Here is a 17,750-nt window from a genome sequence, read left to right as displayed (position 1 = left end):
CACCTCGAGTGCCGCAACCGCGCCCCCGCCGGACACCGGGTTCGGGGACGGGCCGGTTCCGGTGGCACGGGCCGGCCGGTCGGGGCGCCGCAAGGCCGGTTACCCCGTCGCGGTGGCCCTGCTCGTGTGCGCGGTCGGCTTCTCCGCCCTGGCGGTGCTGTTCGCCCAGCGCTACAGCGATGCCGCGGCGACGACCGACAACGCCGCTCTGGTGGATGTCGCGACCACGGCCGAGGTCGAGGAGGCCGTGACCGACGCGGCCGAGCGTCTGTTCTCCCTCGATCACAACAACCTGGGCGAGAACCGGAAGGCCGCGGACGAGTTGCTCGTCAACGGGGACGTGCGCAACACGTACGAGGCGATGATGCGCGACGTGCGGCAGAAGGCACCCGAGCAGAAACTCGTCGTCACCACGACGGCGGTGCGCAGCGCCGTGGTGCGGCTGCAGGACGACACCGCCCGGGTCCTGGTCTATCTCGACCAGAGCGCCACCCGGACGGGGAACGAGCAGACCTCGGCCGCGGGCTCGGCCATGTGGTTCCGGGCGGAACAGCACGACGGCACCTGGAAGATCGCCGACATGGACACCTACTCGGCGGGTCAGTCGATGAATCCGGAGTCCGACGCCTCCGGTGAGTCGGGTCCGTCACAGCCCGGGGACCAGTCACGTCCGGGTGATGCCGGAGCGGGACAGGACGGCGACTCGTCGCAGCAACAGCCGTCCGACCAGCAGAAACAGGAGGAACAGGGCAGTGCGGACGGCAACGGGGACGCGACCGGCGGTAACTGACCGCGCGTCGGACGGGTGTCGTCCGCCGATCGACGCTTGACTCAGCGTCCGCGGGGGTTCACGCTTACAGGCAGCGGAACGCCCCCGTGGGAGGCGAACCGACGACGCTGACCGAGGCTGGGCCCCGATCGGGTGTGCCCCCTCGACAATCGTCGTGTTCCGGGCTAGACTGCTTGTTTGCGCTGCCCACTTTCAGGCTGCCCATATGCGGTAGCTAGGATGGTCGGCAACACCGCACCCTTGACAGCCCGCGTTGCGAGTTGCTAGCGCGGCTGATCAACCAGAGCTATGTCCCCGGAAGGACGCATCTTGGCAGTCTCTCCCGCGAACCAGGCCACTGCTGCGACCAACTCGATTCGACCGTCGACGGGCATTCCAGGAGCACCGAAGCGGGTCTCATTCGGGAAGATCCGGGAGCCGCTCGACACGCCGAACCTGCTCGACATCCAGGTTCGCTCCTTCGAGTGGTTCACCGGCTCGGAAGCGTGGTTCGAACGCGCGGTCAACGAGGGTGAGGAGAACCCGAGCGGCGGTCTCGAGGAGGTCCTCAGCGAGATCTCGCCGATCGAGGACTTCTCGGGCTCGATGTCGCTGTCCTTCTCCGACCCGCGCTTCGACGAGGTGAAGGCCTCCGTCGAGGAGTGCAAGGACAAGGACATGACGTACGCGGCGCCGTTGTTCGTCACGGCCGAGTTCGTCAACAACAACACCGGTGAGATCAAGAGCCAGACGGTCTTCATGGGTGATTTCCCCGTGATGACCGACAAGGGCACGTTCATCATCAACGGCACCGAGCGGGTCGTGGTCTCGCAGGTCGTCCGGTCCCCCGGTGTGTATTACGACCAGTCCATCGACAAGTCGACGGACAAGGACGTCTTCAGCGTCAAGATCATTCCGAGCCGGGGTGCGTGGCTCGAGTTCGACGTCGACAAGCGGGACACCGTCGGGGTGCGCATCGACCGTAAGCGCAGGCAGCCGGTGACCGTGCTGCTGAAGGCCCTCGGCTGGAGCACCGAGGCGATCCGCGAGCGGTTCTCCTTCTCCGAGACGCTGCTCGCGACCCTGGAGAAGGACCACACGGCGGGCACCGACGAGGCGCTGCTGGACATCTACCGCAAGCTGCGCCCCGGTGAGCCGCCGACGAAGGAGAGCGCCCAGACGCTGCTGGAGAACCTCTTCTTCAAGGACAAGCGCTACGACCTCGCCAAGGTCGGCCGCTACAAGGTCAACAAGAAGCTCGGCCTCCAGCTGCCGTACGACAGCGGCACCCTCACCGAAGAGGACATCGTCACCACCATCGAGTACCTCGTCCGGCTGCACGCCGGCGAGGAGACGATGGGTGAGGGCGAGACCGAGGTGCCCGTCGAGACCGACGACATCGACCACTTCGGCAACCGCCGTCTGCGCACCGTCGGCGAACTGATCCAGAACCAGATCCGGGTCGGCCTCTCCCGCATGGAGCGCGTGGTCCGCGAGCGGATGACCACCCAGGACGTCGAGGCGATCACGCCGCAGACCCTGATCAACATCCGCCCGGTCGTCGCCGCGATCCGCGAGTTCTTCGGCACCTCGCAGCTCTCGCAGTTCATGGATCAGGGCAACCCGCTGTCCGGGCTGACGCACAAGCGCCGGCTCAACGCGCTCGGCCCCGGTGGTCTCTCCCGGGAGCGCGCGGGCATGGACGTCCGCGACGTGCATCCCAGCCACTACGGCAGGATGTGCCCGATCGAGACGCCGGAAGGCCCGAACATCGGCCTGATCGGCTCGCTGTGCTCCTACGGCCGGGTCAACCCGTTCGGCTTCATCGAGACCCCGTACCGCCGGGTCGTCGAGGGCCGGGTCACCGACGAGATCGACTACCTCACCGCCGACGAGGAGGACCGCTACGTCAAGGCGCAGGCCAACGCGCCGCTGAACGACGACGGGTCCTTCACCGAGGAGAAGGTCCTCGGGCGGCGGAAGGGCGGCGACGTCGAGCTGATCGACCCGCTCGACATCGACTACATGGACGTCTCGCCGCGGCAGATGGTCTCCGTCGCCACGGGCATGATCCCGTTCCTCGAGCACGACGACGCCAACCGCGCGCTGATGGGCGCGAACATGCAGCGTCAGGCGGTGCCGCTGCTGCGTAACGAGTCGCCGATGGTCGGCACCGGCGTCGAGCTCACCGCCGCGGTGGATGCGGGTGACGTGATCGTGGCCGAGCAGGCGGGTGTGGTCGAGGAACTGTCGGCCGACCTGGTCACGGTCATGCAGGACGACGGCGAGCGCAAGACCTACGGGCTCTACAAGTTCCGCCGGACGAACGCGGGCACCTGCTTCAACCACCGCCCGGTGGTCAACGAGGGTGACCGGGTGGAGAAGGGCCAGGTCATCGCGGACGGCCCGTCCACCGAGGACGGCGAGATGGCTCTCGGCAAGAACCTCCTCGTGGGGATCATGCCGTGGGAAGGCCACAACTACGAGGACGCCATCGTCATCTCGCAGCGTCTGGTGCAGGACGACGTGCTCACCTCGATCCACATCGAGGAGCACGAGACCGACGCGCGGGACACCAAGCTCGGCGCCGAGGAGATCACCCGGGACATCCCGAACGTCTCCGAGGACGTGCTGGCCGATCTCGACGAGCGCGGCATCGTCCGGATCGGTGCCGAGGTCCGCGACGGCGACATCCTGGTCGGCAAGGTGACCCCGAAGGGTGAGACCGAGCTGACCCCGGAGGAGCGGCTGCTGCGGGCGATCTTCGGCGAGAAGGCGCGGGAGGTCCGCGACACCTCGCTGAAGGTGCCGCACGGGGAGACCGGCAAGGTCATCGGCGTCCGGGTGTTCTCCCGCGAGGACGACGACGAGCTGCCGCCCGGCGTGAACGAGCTCGTCCGCGTCTACGTGGCCAAGAAGAGCAAGGTCCAGGACGGCGACAAGCTCGCGGGCAGGCACGGCAACAAGGGCGTCATCGGCAAGATCCTCCCGGTCGAGGACATGCCGTTCATGGAGGACGGCACCCCGCTCGACGTCGTGCTCAACACGCACGGTGTGCCACGCCGGATGAACATCGGGCAGATCCTCGAACTGCACCTCGGATGGCTCGCCTCCCAGGGATGGAAGATCGAGGGCAACCCCGAGTGGGCGGCCAAGCTCCCGGAGGAGCTGTACGACGTGGAGCCCAACACGAACACCGCCACCCCGGTGTTCGACGGTGCCCGCGAGGAGGAGCTCACCGGGCTGCTCGCCTCCACCAAGCCGAACCGGGACGGCGAGCGGATGGTCCGGGAGGACGGCAAGGCCGTCCTGCTGGACGGCCGCACGGGCGAGCCGTTCCCGTACCCGGTCGCGGTGGGCTACATGTACACCCTGAAGCTGCACCACATGGTGGACGACAAGATCCACGCGCGGTCCACCGGTCCGTACTCGATGATCACCCAGCAGCCGCTGGGTGGTAAGGCGCAGTTCGGTGGTCAGCGCTTCGGTGAGATGGAGTGCTGGGCGATGCAGGCCTACGGCGCGGCCTACACGCTGCAGGAACTGCTCACCATCAAGTCCGACGACGTGCTCGGCCGCGTGAAGGTGTACGAGGCCGTCGTCAAGGGCGAGAACATGCCGTCGCCGGGCATCCCCGAGTCGTTCAAGGTGCTGCTGAAGGAGCTGCAGTCGCTGTGCCTGAACGTCGAGGTGCTCTCCAGCGACGGGGCCGCCATCGAGATGCGTGACTCCGACGACGAGGACCTGGAGCGCGCCGCCGCCAACCTCGGCATCAACCTGTCCCGCAACGAGTCGCCCTCCGTGGACGACGTCGTGCAATGACCCAGCCGCCCGGTGGGGAGGGCCACCCTCCCCACCGGGTAGCCGAACCCCTCTAGCCGCCGGGGATCGGGGAGCAGTTGCCCCGGACCCTCGAGAAGATCCCAAGGGGATGCAAGAACGTGCTGGACGTCAATTTCTTCGATGAGCTCCGGATCGGCCTCGCCACCGCCGACGACATCCGCCAGTGGTCGTTCGGTGAGGTGAAAAAGCCGGAGACCATCAACTACCGCACGCTCAAGCCGGAGAAGGACGGGCTCTTCTGCGAGAAGATCTTCGGGCCCACCCGCGACTGGGAGTGCTACTGCGGTAAGTACAAGCGGGTCCGCTTCAAGGGCATCATCTGCGAGCGCTGTGGTGTCGAGGTGACCCGCGCGAAGGTCCGCCGCGAGCGCATGGGCCATATCGAGCTCGCCGCACCGGTCACGCACATCTGGTACTTCAAGGGCGTGCCCTCGCGCCTCGGGTACCTGCTCGACCTCGCGCCGAAGGATCTCGAAAAGATCATCTACTTCGCGGCGTACGTGGTCACCAGCGTGAACACCGACCTGCGGCACAACGACCTGCCGACGCTGGAGAACGAGATCAGCGTCGAGCGGAAGAACATCGAGGCCCGTCGGGACTCCGAGATCGAGCAGCGCGCGCAGAAGCTGGAGGCCGACCTCGCCGAGCTGGAGGGTGAGGGCGCCAAGTCGGACGTCCGCCGCAAGGTCAAGGAGGGCGGCGAACGCGAGATGCGCCAGATCCGCGACCGTGCCCAGCGTGAGCTGGACCGGCTCGAAGAGGTCTGGTCGACGTTCACGAAGCTGGAACCGCGTCAGCTCATCGTGGACGAGCAGCTCTACCGCGAGCTCTACGACCGCTACGGCGAGTACTTCACCGGCGGCATGGGCGCCGAGGCGATCCAGAAGCTGGCGACCGAGTTCGACGTCGACGCCGAGGCCGAGTCGCTGCGCGAGGTCATCCGCAACGGCAAGGGCCAGAAGAAGCTGCGTGCGCTGAAGCGGCTGAAGGTCGTCGCCGCGTTCCAGTCCACCGGCAACGACCCGCGTGGCATGGTGCTCGACGCCGTTCCGGTGATCCCGCCGGAGCTGCGCCCGATGGTGCAGCTCGACGGCGGGCGGTTCGCCACCTCGGACCTCAACGACCTGTACCGCCGGGTCATCAACCGCAACAACCGCCTCAAGCGACTGATCGACCTTGGCGCCCCCGAGATCATCGTCAACAACGAGAAGCGGATGCTGCAGGAGGCCGTGGATGCGCTGTTCGACAACGGCCGCCGCGGGCGTCCGGTCACCGGGCCGGGCAACCGTCCGCTGAAGTCGCTGTCCGACCTGCTCAAGGGCAAGCAGGGCCGGTTCCGGCAGAACCTGCTCGGCAAGCGCGTCGACTACTCCGGCCGGTCGGTCATCATCGTCGGCCCGCAGCTCAAGCTGCACCAGTGCGGCCTGCCGAAGGACATGGCGCTGGAGCTGTTCAAGCCGTTCGTGATGAAGCGGCTGGTCGACCTCAACCACGCGCAGAACATCAAGTCCGCCAAGCGCATGGTGGAGCGGGCCCGCCCGCAGGTGTGGGACGTGCTGGAAGAGGTCATCAGCGGCCACCCCGTGATGCTCAACCGTGCTCCGACGCTGCACCGTCTGGGTATCCAGGCGTTCGAGCCGCAGCTGGTCGAGGGCAAGGCGATCCAGCTGCACCCGCTGGTGTGCGAGGCGTTCAACGCCGACTTCGACGGTGACCAGATGGCCGTGCACCTCCCGCTGTCCGCGGAGGCGCAGGCCGAGGCCCGCATCCTGATGCTGTCGGCGAACAACATCCTCTCGCCGGCCTCCGGCCGTCCGCTGGCGATGCCGCGACTGGACATGGTCACCGGCCTCTACCACCTGACGAGGTCGGACGAGAACGCCACGGGTGCCGGGCAGGCCTACTCCTCGTCGTCCGAGGCGATCATGGCCTACGACCTCAAGGAACTCAGCCTGCACGCCCCGGTCAAGATCCGTATCCGGGACCGGCAGCCGGGCCGGGACGTCGAGCCGACGCTGAAGGAGAACGGCTGGGAGCCCGGGCAGTCCTGGGTCGCCGAGACCACCCTCGGCCGGGTGATGTTCAACAACCTGCTGCCCGCGGACTACCCGTTCATCAACCAGACGCTGTCCAAGAAGCAGCAGGGCGCGATCGTCAACGACCTCGCCGAGCGCTACTCGATGACGCAGGTCGCCCAGACGCTCGACGGCCTCAAGGACGCCGGGTTCCACTGGGCCACCCGCTCGGGTGTCACGGTGGCGATCTCGGATGTGCTCGTGCCGCCGGAGAAGCAGGACCTGCTGGAGCAGTTCGAGGCCAGGGCGGCGCAGGTGGAGAAGCGCTACCAGCGTGGTCAGCTGTCGCACACCGAGCGCAACAACGAGCTCGTCAAGGTGTGGGGCCAGGCCACCGAGGACGTCGCACAGGCGATGGAGGAACACTTCCCGGACGACAACCCGATCTCGATGATCGTGAAGTCCGGGGCGGCGGGCAATATGACCCAGGTCCGGTCACTGGCCGGGATGCGTGGTCTGGTGTCCAACCCGAAGGGTGAGTACATCCCGCGGCCGATCAAGGCGAACTTCCGCGAGGGCCTGTCCGTGGCCGAGTACTTCATCGCCACCCACGGTGCCCGGAAGGGCCTGGCCGACACCGCGTTGCGGACCGCCGACTCCGGGTACCTCACCCGTCGTCTGGTGGATGTCTCGCAGGACGTCATCGTGCGGGAGGTCGACTGCGGCACCGGTCGCGGCATCACGATGACGATCGCCGACCGGCTGCCGGACGACCGTCTGGTGCGCGCCGAGCACGTGGAGACCAGCGTCTACGCCCGGAGCCTCGCCGCCGACGCGGTGGACGGGCAGGGCAACGTGGTCCTCAACGCAGGGGACGACCTCGGCGACCCGGCGATCGAGCGGCTGATCTCGGCGGGCATCGGCAAGGTGAAGGTGCGCAGCGTGCTCACCTGCGAGTCCTCGATGGGCGTGTGCGCCACCTGCTACGGCCGTTCGATGGCGACCGGCAAGCTCGTGGACGTCGGCGAGGCCGTCGGTATCGTCGCCGCCCAGTCGATCGGTGAGCCCGGGACGCAGCTGACCATGCGGACCTTCCACCAGGGCGGTGTCGCCGGTGACGACATCACCACGGGTCTGCCGCGTGTCACGGAGCTGTTCGAGGCCCGCGTGCCGCGGGGCAAGGCGCCGATCGCCGACGTCGACGGCCGGGTGCGCATCGAGGAGAGCGAGCGGTTCTGGAAGATCACGCTCATCCCGGACGACGGCAGCGAGGAGATCGTCTTCGACAAGCTGTCGAAGCGCCAGCGTCTCGCGCTGGGTCCGAACGGCCCACTCGCGGACGGCGATCACGTGGGCGTCGGACAGCCGCTGCTGGAAGGCACCCCGGACCCGCACGAGGTGTTGCGGGTCATGGGCCCGCGGGACGCCCAGATGCACCTGGTGGACGAGGTCCAGAAGGTGTACCGGGCGCAGGGCGTGTCGATCCACGACAAGCACATCGAGGTCATCGTCCGGCAGATGCTGCGCCGCGTGACGATCATCGACTCCGGCACGACCGAGTTCCTGCCCGGCGAGCTGCCCGAGCGCACCCGCTTCGAGCAGACCAACCGGCAGGCGGTGGCCGAGGGCGGCGAGCCCGCCTCCGGGCGTCCGGTGCTGATGGGCATCACGAAGGCGTCGCTGACCACGGACTCGTGGCTGTCGGCGGCCTCCTTCCAGGAGACCACCCGCGTGCTCACTGACGCGGCCATCAACGGCCGCAGCGACTCGCTGGTGGGCCTGAAGGAGAACGTGATCATCGGTAAGCTGATCCCGGCGGGCACGGGCATCAACCGGTACCGCAACATCCAGGTGCAGCCGACCGAGGAGGCCCGGGTCGCGGCCTACGCGATCCCGTCCTACGACGACGGCTACTACACCCCGGACGTGTTCGGCACCGGCACCGGTGCCGCGGTCCCGCTGGACGACTACGACTTCGGCCGCGACTTCCGCTGAGGTCGCCGGCTCACGTCGAACGCGAAGAGGGGCCCCGCCCGGTGTTGGCGGGGCCCCTCTTCGTATCTCGGGGTCGCGACGCTGCTTACCTGCTCAGCCGTGCACCGGCCCGAGGAGCATGTCCAGGTCGGCGAACAACCGTTTCCTGGTCAGCCGTCTCCCTCGGTACTCGACCGAGCGCAGGCCCGAACCGCTGCGAAGACCGTGCTCCGGTAGGCGCTCAGCCGAGTCGAGAACCGCGAAAATGTCCGACTCCCAATTCAGGAACGTCGGATACAGGGCCAACCGTTGGTCACTGCGCGACCCGGCCGGCTGCTCCGGAACATACTCCGCGGAGGGACGAGCGGTGGTCGCCAGAGTCGCCACGTAGTCGTACCGCCAGGCATAGGAGGGCTCCCCGGGATGCCCACTGGTGCGCGTGACACGGACGCGACGTTCTCGGACGTGAAAGGACCGCCCGTGGTGTTGTCCGAGGATCTCCAGGGTGGTGTCGGGTGGCGCGGTACCATTCCAGCCGAGGTCATCGTGGTCGCCGTAGGCCGATCGTCCGACTTTCACCAGCCAGCCGCGCTCCCGCGCGAGTCTCCGCGCACCCACGAGTGTGAACAGCGCGGCGGACAGCCTCAGGTATGCCCACAAGCCCAGCGCGAAACCGAGCACGGCGAGGAGAACCCAGCCGAGTGGATGGTCCGGAAGCCAGGTTGAGGGTGTCATCGTGCCTTCCTCGTGTGTCACCGGAGGATGCTGGTCGGCCGCCCGTCGGGTCCCCCCGTTTCGAGTTGGGGGTGCGCCCGACTCAGATATCGAGATAGTCCCCGGTCTCGGCGGCTGACTGATCGTCGCCGGTCCGGTCGTATTCGGCACCCTTCGACAGGTTGGACTGGTTACGCAGGACCTTGTCGGCCCCGGCGTTGGTTCCGACACCGGCACCGACCTGAGCGGCTGCGGTGTCGCCGGCCGCACTTCCCATCGACTGCCAGAACCCTTGTTGTACCCGTTCGCCGATCATGCCGTCGGTACCGCGGAGTTTGTCCATGGGCTGTTTCCACGGCATTTTCGATGCGTCGGCGAGATTGTCGTCGGCCTGGGTGGCGCGTGTCCGTTTGGCTTCCATGGCGCGCCGGAAGCCGTCCCGGAAATTGCTGGCCCGATTGCGCAGGGAACGCAGGAAGTTCAGAAAGTCGTCGAGCAACTTGCGCAACCGTGCGACCATCCGAGCTACCCGAGAACCGGTGGTGGCCACCCGCGCGGTGGTGCTCGCTCCGGCTGCGGCGGTCGAGGCTCCTGCCGTGGGTACCGCGGCTGCCAGCGCGGGTATCCAGATCATGATCAGCCAGGTGACGAGCTCGGTGAGGATCGCCTTGATGAAGTCCTCGATCACGGTCATCACCATGCTCGACATCTGGAGCAACTGCGCGATCTCTCCAGCTTGTCCCGCCACGCCATCGATTCCCTTGGCGAATTCGCCGAGCTTGGTCCCGGCGGCTTCCGAGGCGTCCCCTCCCCAGTTCGACAGCGAGGACTCGAGGTCCTCCCGGAACTTGTCGCGCAGTTCCGTGAGACCTTTTCCGATCTCGTTGAAGTTTTCCGCCGCCTGCGAGAGTGCCGGGCCGTCACCGCTCACCCAGTGAATGGCGTCCTGGATCGGCCCGACCACGCTGATCAAGAAATTGAGCCCCTGCCCGACCAGCCAGCCGATCGGGTCGGTAGCTATTCCCATCGCGGTACCGGCGCAGGACTGGATGAAACCGGACGCTTCGCCCTGGAGCGCTTGTATCTCGCTTCGCGTCACATCACCGTCGGTCAGTTTCTCTGCCGCACCGGCCGCCTTGACCGCGTTGCCCAGTACCGGTATGGATTCCAGAGCCTGGGTACCGGTGGACTTGTCCCCGGTGGTGACCTCGATGCCTCCGGCCGTGTGTTTCTGTTCCGCCACTTCTGCCCCCGTCAGACGGTCTTCTGCTCGTCGAACTGCAGCGCAATACCGTTCAGCAGATCTCTGATCCCTTCCTCGTTGCGCCGGTAGCCCTCCGCGGCCTGCTTGAACTTCTCAGCTCCGCTCTGCAGCCCCTGGTCGAGTTGACCGAACAACTCCTTGAGATCCGCCAGCATCTCCGAGTACTCGCTCTTCACGAAAAGTCCGACGACTCCCCACGATTCATCCCCGACGTCGACCGTGTCCACCAGCCCACCGATCGCCGTGGCTCGTTCTCGCTGGTTCGACAATTTGTCCGCGTAGCGGCGGAGGTCCTCGTCATCGACGACGAAACCGGTCATGGAAACTCCTTCGTTGTGTCACGTGTTGGCTGATGCCGTCGTCTCGCGGGACGAGTCCGATCGTGCACGGAAGGCGGCGACGGCGAGCAGTGCCCCGGGCACTGTCAGCACCGCGGCGATGACCATCCACAGGGCGGCGTCCAGCGTCGAGGTCAGGAAGGGGTAGGGCCACCACGGCCCGATGGCGAGATCGACCACGGTCCCGGGTTCGGGTACTGCGCCACCCAACCACCAGATCTGATCGGCGTAGTGCTCGCTTCCTCCGAGTTCGTAGGTACCGCTGACCGTGTTGCGCGAGGAATTGCCGGAAAAGCTGCTGGTGATGCGAAGCGCGACCCGTTCGCCGTAGTCGAAGAAGTAGGCGGCGCTGTTGACCACCAGGTTCACGGCGATCACGAGGAACACCAGTCCGCCACCGCCGAGCAGTAGCTGCGGCCAGATGGGATCGACCGGCCCCCCGGAACGGCGTTTCCGAGCGGCGCCGATCAGCATTCCGCCGAAGGTCACGACAAACGGAATCACGACCAGCACCAGTACGATCGTGATGATGCCTTCGATGCCGACAGCGGCGTAGAGCCAGGTGATCGTGACCGCGACTCCGAGCACCCAGGCCAGCGTCGTACATGTGGCGGCGAGACGGCGTCTACCCGGGTCCCGGTCGTCCGGGGCCGGGGCGATTGTGGCCGGCGTTTCGGGTTCGTCCCCGGTCTCCGCGGCGGGCTGATCGCCCGTCTCGACCGGGACGGTCCTGGGCCGGATCCGGCTGCCGAGTAGGCCCAGGCCGACCACCAGCGCGTAACCGAGGACCACGATCGCCGGAAGTGTCTCTTCGAACGTCATGCGGTTTACCGTGCTTTCGTTGTGCGGTGGTGATCTGCCCCGCTCAGCGTTCGTCGTCGAAGAGGTTTCGCAGGAAGTCGTCGCCGGCGGAACCGCCGTCGTCCGCGGGCGGCGGTGCGGGCCGGGCCGGGCGGTCGTCCTCGTCGCCGCCGAAGAGGTCCTGCTGGGAGTAGTCCTCGTGGATCTCCTCCTCGGGCGGGGCCGGCCGTGCGGGGCGGGCTTCCTCCATCCGCGCACGCAGGTCCTCGGGGGAGGTGCCGAACAGCTGTGCCTGTGTCTCGATCACCTGGTCGGTGGTGTTCAGTTCCCCGCCCATGTGCCCGTCGACGATCGTCGCCTGCTTGCGCGCGGCCTCGGCGACGGCCTCCTGCAGCGTCGACATGATCGACGACGACAACTCCTGCGGGGACCGGGTCAGCGCCTTGTCGGTGAGTTGGATGTCCTTGACCGACCCACCGGGGCCGGCGACCACGGTGATCGCGCGGTCGGCCGAGCTCGCGGTCGCCTCGAGGTCGGCGAGCTCGGTCTGCATCTGCCCGACATTGGCGAGCTGGTCGTCGACGTTACTGATCTTGGACTGGAACTGTTCGAACTGGGCGACGAGCTGCTCGAACTCGGCGGACACTCCTGCCTCCCCGATGGATGGAACCGCGTAGGTGGTTGGACACGTTGCGCGACCAATCATGGACCACGCGGCCCCCGTTCCGGTGTGGGATGGGGTAAACTGGTGAGGAAAAGACGTCCGCCGGGCTCGCATCGAGGGTCTCAGCGACCCCCGATGTGGTAGCTCTGAGCATGGGCGGGTATCTTTGACGACCGTGCCCGGCAGGTGTCGGGCCCTCCGTGTGCCTTCAGGTCACGGCGGGGTGCTTCGGGTGCCCCGGTGGCGGAGGTGGCGCGGGTTTCCACGGCAACCCCGAGGGGACGTTGACGGATCTCAATGATCCGCAAGACGGGCCGACACGCCCGACCGCGGGTACCGGGGAGCACAGTAGAGCTAAGTAGGACGCAACAGAAAGCTGGTCCATTGCCCACGATCCAGCAGCTGGTCCGCAAGGGCCGCCAGGACAAGGCTGCCGCTCAGAAGACGGCGGCGCTCAAGGGGAGCCCGCAGCGTCGCGGTGTGTGCACGCGCGTGTACACCACCACGCCCAAGAAGCCGAACTCCGCACTGCGCAAGGTCGCCCGTGTGAAGCTGAGCAACGGCATCGAGGTCACGGCCTACATTCCCGGTGAGGGCCACAACCTGCAGGAACACTCGATGGTGCTCGTGCGTGGCGGCCGTGTGAAGGACCTTCCGGGTGTTCGCTACAAGATCATCCGCGGTTCGCTCGACACGCAGGGCGTGAAGAACCGCAAGCAGGCGCGCAGCCGGTACGGCGCGAAGAAGGAGAAGAGCTAATGCCCCGCAAGGGTCCGGCCCCGAAGCGGCCACTGACCTCCGACCCGGTGTACGCATCTCCGCTCGTCACCCAGTTGGTGAACAAGGTGTTGCGGGACGGGAAGCGTTCGGTGGCCGAGCGCATCGTCTACGGCGCGCTTGAGGGCGCCCGGGAGAAGACCGGTACCGACCCGGTCGTCACCCTCAAGCGTGCGCTCGACAACGTGAAGCCCACCCTCGAGGTGAAGAGCCGCCGCGTCGGTGGTGCCACCTACCAGGTGCCCATCGAGGTCAAGCCGGGCCGGTCGACCACTCTCGCGCTGCGCTGGCTCGTCACCTACTCGCGGCAGCGCCGTGAGAAGACGATGATCGAGCGCCTGCAGAACGAGCTGCTCGACGCGAGCAACGGCCTCGGGGCCAGCGTGAAGCGCCGCGAGGACACCCACAAGATGGCCGAGTCGAACAAGGCCTTCGCTCACTACCGTTGGTGAGCCCGAACATCGCAGTGAACCGTCGGACACGGTCGCCCGGTCCGTTTGACCGCGCCAATGCCGGGTTCCACGTTCAGGACAGGGGAACATCAAGTGGCACGTGACGTGCTGACCGACCTCAACAAGGTCCGCAACATCGGCATCATGGCCCACATCGACGCCGGTAAGACCACCACCACCGAACGGATCCTGTTCTACACCGGGATCAACTACAAGCTCGGTGAGGTCCACGACGGCGCGGCCACGATGGACTGGATGGACGAGGAGCAGAAGCGGGGTATCACGATCACCTCGGCTGCTACCACGACGTTCTGGGACGACTACCAGATCAACATCATCGACACCCCGGGCCACGTGGACTTCACCGTCGAGGTGGAGCGCTCGCTCCGCGTGCTCGACGGTGCCGTCGCCGTGTTCGACGGCAAGGAGGGTGTCGAGCCGCAGTCCGAGCAGGTCTGGCGGCAGGCCGACAAGTACGACGTCCCGCGCATCTGCTTCGTCAACAAGATGGACAAGCTCGGCGCGGACTTCTACTTCACCGTGGACACCATCTCCGAGCGGCTCGGCGCCCGCCCGCTCGTCCTCCAGCTGCCGATCGGCGCGGAGAGCGACTTCCAGGGCATCGTCGACCTCGTTCAGATGAAGGCCCTGACCTGGCGCGGTGACGTCAAGAAGGGCGAGAAGTACGAGGTCGAGGACATCCCGGCCGATCTCGCCGACCGGGCCGCGGAGTACCGCGAGAAGCTCGTCGAGGCCATCGCCGAGACGGACGACGAGCTGATGGAGCGGTACTTCGGCGGTGAGGAGCTGAGCGAGGCCGAGATCAAGGCCGGTATCCGCAAGCTCACCGTCGACCGGGAGGCATTCCCGGTGCTCGCGGGGTCCGCGTTCAAGAACAAGGGCGTGCAGCCGATGCTGGACGCCGTGGTCGACTACCTTCCGTCGCCGCTGGACGTGCCGCCGGTCGAGGGCCTGCTCCGGGACGGGGAGACCCGCGTCTCCCGGAAGCCCTCGACGGAGGAGCCGTTCTCGGCGCTCGTGTCGAAGGTCGCGGTGCACCCGTTCTACGGCAAGCTGACCTACATCCGGGTGTACTCCGGCAAGGTCGCTTCGGGGACGCAGATCATCAACGCGACCAAGGAGCGCAAGGAGCGCATCGGGAAGCTGTTCCAGATGCACTCCAACAAGGAGAACCCGGTCGAGGACGCTCAGGCGGGGCACATCTACGCGGTTCAGGGCCTCAAGGACACCACGACCGGTGACACCCTGGCCGACGCCCAGAACCCGATCGTGCTCGAGTCGATGACCTTCCCTGAGCCGGTCATCAAGGTCGCGATCGAGCCGAAGACCCGTTCCGACCAGGACAAGCTCTCCACGGCGATCCAGAAGCTCGCCGAGGAGGACCCGACGTTCCGGGTGAGCCAGGACGAGGAGACCGGTCAGACCATCATCGAGGGCATGGGTGAGCTCCACCTCGAGGTGCTGGTCAACCGGATGAAGACCGACTTCAAGGTCGAGGCGAACATCGGTAAGCCTCAGGTCTCCTACCGCGAGACCATCCGCAAGACCGTGGACAAGCTGGAGTTCACGCACAAGAAGCAGACCGGTGGGTCCGGCCAGTTCGCGCGGGTGATCGTGAAGCTGGAGCCGCTGACCTCCGGGGACGGTGCGCTGTACGAGTTCGACAACCAGGTCACCGGTGGGCGTGTGCCGAAGGAGTACATCCCGTCGGTCGACGAGGGCGCGCAGGACGCCATGCAGTACGGCGTGTTGGCCGGTTACCCGCTCGTCGGGCTGAAGTTCACCCTGTTGGACGGTGCGTACCACGAGGTCGACTCTTCGGAGATGGCCTTCAAGGTCGCCGGTTCGATGGCGATGAAGGATGCCGCGAAGAAGGCGAACCCGGTACTGCTGGAGCCGATGATGGCGGTCGAGGTGACCACACCCGAGGAGTACATGGGTGACGTCATCGGTGACCTGAACTCCCGCCGTGGCCAGATCCAGGCCATGGAGGAGCGTTCCGGTACGCGTGTCGTGAAGGCGCTCGTGCCGCTGTCGGAGATGTTCGGGTACGTGGGTGACCTGCGGTCGAAGACCCAGGGTCGCGCCAACTACACGATGGTCTTCGATTCCTACGCCGAGGTTCCGGCGAACGTCGCGAAGGAGATCATCGCGAAGGCGACGGGGGAGTGAGCATCGAGTGAGCGTGGGCTCGCGAGGCGCGCAACTCTCCCGGAGGCGAGCACTGATGACGCGAAGGCGACGGGGAGTGAGCATCGAGTGAGCGTGGGCTCGCGAGGCGCGCAACTCTCCCGGAGGCGAGCACTGATGACGCGAAGGCGACGGGGGAGTGAGCATCGAGTGAGCGTGGGCTCGCGAGGCGCGCAACTCTCCCGGAGGCGAGCACTGATGACGCGAAGGCGACGGGGGAGTGAGCATCGAGTGAGCGTGGGCTCGCGAGGCGCGCGACTCTCCCGGAGCCGAGCAGTGGTCATCGCGAAGGCGACGGGGGAGTAACCCGGAGCACCCATCCGCGGGCGTGAAAGGGGACTCCCCCTAGGGTCCGCACAACCGACCAGATCGAGTCGTCGGCCGGCTGCCACGCCGGTCGCGAGCAAGAAAGTCCAGGAGGACATTCCAGTGGCGAAGGCGAAGTTCGAGCGGGGCAAGCCGCACGTCAACATCGGGACCATCGGTCACGTCGACCACGGCAAGACCACGCTGACCGCGGCGATCACCAAGGTGCTTCACGAGAAGTACCCCGAGCTGAACAAGTCCAGGGCGTTCGAGCAGATCGACAACGCCCCGGAGGAGAAGCAGCGCGGCATCACGATCAACATCGCGCACGTCGAGTACCAGACCGAGGCGCGGCACTACGCGCACGTGGACGCGCCCGGCCACGCCGACTACATCAAGAACATGATTACCGGTGCGGCGCAGATGGACGGCGCCATCCTGGTGGTCGCGGCGACCGACGGCCCGATGCCGCAGACCCGGGAGCACGTGCTGCTGGCCCGCCAGGTCGGCGTCCCCTACATCGTGGTGGCGCTGAACAAGGCGGACATGGTCGACGACGAGGAGATCCTCGAGCTCGTCGAGATGGAGGTCCGTGAGCTGCTCAGCTCGCAGGAGTTCCCCGGCGACGACGCCCCGGTCGTCCGCGTCTCGGCGCTGCAGGCGCTGGAGGGCGACGAGAAGTGGGCGCAGAGCATCCTCGAGCTGATGGACGGCGTCGACCAGAACATCCCGGACCCGGTGCGGGCCACCGACAAGCCGTTCCTGATGCCGATCGAGGACGTCTTCACGATCACCGGCCGCGGCACGGTGGTCACCGGCCGGATCGAGCGCGGCGAGATCAAGCTGAACGAAGAGGTCGAGATCGTCGGCATCAAGCCGGACGCCCGCAAGACCACCGTCACCAGCATCGAGATGTTCAACAAGATGCTGGACTACGGTCAGGCCGGCGACAACGCCGCCCTGCTGCTGCGTGGTGTCAAGCGTGAGGACGTCGAGCGCGGCCAGGTCGTCGTGAAGCCGGGCACCACCACCCCGCACACCGAGTTCCAGGCCTCGGTCTACATCTTGGCCAAGGACGAGGGTGGCCGGCACACGCCGTTCTTCAACAACTACCGCCCGCAGTTCTACTTCCGCACCACCGACGTCACCGGTGTGGTGACGCTGCCGGAGGGCACGGAGATGGTGATGCCGGGCGACAACACCGAGATCTCGGTCCAGCTGATCCAGCCGGTCGCGATGGACGAGGGTCTGCGGTTCGCCATCCGCGAGGGTGGCCGCACCGTGGGCGCCGGTCAGGTCACCAAGATCGTCAAGTAAGGTACCCGGACCCCCGGGTGCGGATGTCGCACCTCGGTGTGGCATCCTGAACAGGTTGCTCGACGTGGGGCGGCCGATTTCGCAAGGACTCGTCACGCAGGCCGGAGAAATCGGCCGCCCCACTGTGAGCGCCCCGGGCTCGTGAAGTTCGCGAGTCGGGAGTGATCGGCCGAGCCGACGCTCCGAGGAAGCAGACCTGGCGGCACGACAACGATCCTGCGGGATCAGTCTGCGTGGCCCGGGCGACACGCCCGAGCGCGGGGGCCGGGGATAGGTCGTTGACGTGCGAGAACAGCGGTACTAGA

Annotated in this window: 11 protein-coding genes and 1 pseudogene; 7 read left to right on the top strand and 5 right to left on the bottom strand. The window is 66.8% G+C overall.

Translation table 11 applies throughout. The annotated features are described in order from the left end of the window. The 3 genes and pseudogenes from SACHA_RS20005 to SACHA_RS0103030 all read left to right on the top strand — a co-directional run. Nucleotides 1-790 (top strand): annotated as a pseudogene (locus tag SACHA_RS20005) (hypothetical protein); the annotation flags it as partial. Between the two features lie 309 nt (nucleotides 791-1,099). Beyond that, nucleotides 1,100-4,591, top strand: coding sequence for a DNA-directed RNA polymerase subunit beta (rpoB, locus tag SACHA_RS0103035; RefSeq protein ID WP_019807105.1), 3,492 nt, complete (start codon nucleotides 1,100-1,102; stop codon nucleotides 4,589-4,591). 119 nt (nucleotides 4,592-4,710) lie between these two features. After that, nucleotides 4,711-8,622, top strand: a complete 3,912-nt coding sequence (locus SACHA_RS0103030; RefSeq protein ID WP_019807103.1) for a DNA-directed RNA polymerase subunit beta' — start codon at nucleotides 4,711-4,713, stop codon at nucleotides 8,620-8,622. 93 nt (nucleotides 8,623-8,715) lie between these two features. On the opposite strand, the gene SACHA_RS0103025 is transcribed toward SACHA_RS0103030, so the two are convergent. From SACHA_RS0103025 to SACHA_RS0103005, 5 genes are all read right to left on the bottom strand, one after another. After that, complete coding sequence (locus SACHA_RS0103025) at nucleotides 8,716-9,336, bottom strand: hypothetical protein (RefSeq protein ID WP_020628587.1); 621 nt, start codon at nucleotides 9,334-9,336, stop codon at nucleotides 8,716-8,718. 82 nt (nucleotides 9,337-9,418) lie between these two features. Then, the gene (locus SACHA_RS0103020) at nucleotides 9,419-10,558 is read right to left on the bottom strand and encodes a WXG100 family type VII secretion target (RefSeq protein ID WP_019807100.1); all 1,140 of its coding nucleotides are present in this window, start codon (nucleotides 10,556-10,558) and stop codon (nucleotides 9,419-9,421) included. Between the two features lie 11 nt (nucleotides 10,559-10,569). Continuing rightward, a complete protein-coding gene (locus SACHA_RS0103015; RefSeq protein ID WP_007023252.1) occupies nucleotides 10,570-10,899 on the bottom strand; it encodes a hypothetical protein in 330 nt (109 codons plus the stop codon). 18 nt (nucleotides 10,900-10,917) lie between these two features. Next, a complete protein-coding gene (locus tag SACHA_RS0103010; protein ID WP_019807098.1) occupies nucleotides 10,918-11,739 on the bottom strand; it encodes a hypothetical protein in 822 nt (273 codons plus the stop codon). Nucleotides 11,740-11,782: 43 nt separating this feature from the next. Further along, the gene (locus SACHA_RS0103005) at nucleotides 11,783-12,364 is read right to left on the bottom strand and encodes a YbaB/EbfC family nucleoid-associated protein (protein ID WP_019807096.1); all 582 of its coding nucleotides are present in this window, start codon (nucleotides 12,362-12,364) and stop codon (nucleotides 11,783-11,785) included. A 402-nt stretch (nucleotides 12,365-12,766) separates the two neighbouring features. Here SACHA_RS0103005 and rpsL point away from each other — a divergent pair, with 402 nt between their 5' ends. From rpsL to tuf, 4 genes are all read left to right on the top strand, one after another. Next, a complete protein-coding gene (rpsL, locus tag SACHA_RS0103000; RefSeq protein ID WP_026453576.1) occupies nucleotides 12,767-13,141 on the top strand; it encodes a 30S ribosomal protein S12 in 375 nt (124 codons plus the stop codon). Continuing rightward, nucleotides 13,141-13,611, top strand: coding sequence for a 30S ribosomal protein S7 (gene rpsG, locus SACHA_RS0102995; RefSeq protein WP_019807094.1), 471 nt, complete (start codon nucleotides 13,141-13,143; stop codon nucleotides 13,609-13,611). The genes rpsL and rpsG overlap by 1 nt, the downstream gene beginning before the upstream one ends. A gap of 93 nt (nucleotides 13,612-13,704) precedes the next feature. Further along, a complete protein-coding gene (gene fusA / locus SACHA_RS0102990) occupies nucleotides 13,705-15,804 on the top strand; it encodes an elongation factor G (protein WP_019807091.1) in 2,100 nt (699 codons plus the stop codon). A 447-nt stretch (nucleotides 15,805-16,251) separates the two neighbouring features. Next, entirely contained in the window at nucleotides 16,252-17,445 is a 1,194-nt protein-coding gene (gene tuf, locus SACHA_RS0102985; protein WP_019807089.1) for an elongation factor Tu, read from the top strand. The last annotated feature ends 305 nt before the right edge of the window (nucleotides 17,446-17,750 follow it).

It is taken from the genome of Saccharomonospora halophila 8, from assembly GCF_000383775.1.
GTDB lineage: Bacteria > Actinomycetota > Actinomycetes > Mycobacteriales > Pseudonocardiaceae > Saccharomonospora > Saccharomonospora halophila.
The sequence above is the reverse complement of the archived record's forward strand: the minus strand, read 5'-3'. Positions and strand labels throughout refer to the sequence as shown.

Coding starts and splice junctions, on each gene's coding strand:
- SACHA_RS0103025 (WP_020628587.1), bottom strand. CDS start 9,336: ATGACACCCTCAACCTGGCTTCCGGACCATCCACTCGGCTGGGTTCTC.
- SACHA_RS0103015 (WP_007023252.1), bottom strand. CDS start 10,899: ATGACCGGTTTCGTCGTCGATGACGAGGACCTCCGCCGCTACGCGGAC.
- SACHA_RS0103010 (WP_019807098.1), bottom strand. CDS start 11,739: ATGACGTTCGAAGAGACACTTCCGGCGATCGTGGTCCTCGGTTACGCG.
- rpsG (WP_019807094.1), top strand. CDS start 13,141: ATGCCCCGCAAGGGTCCGGCCCCGAAGCGGCCACTGACCTCCGACCCG.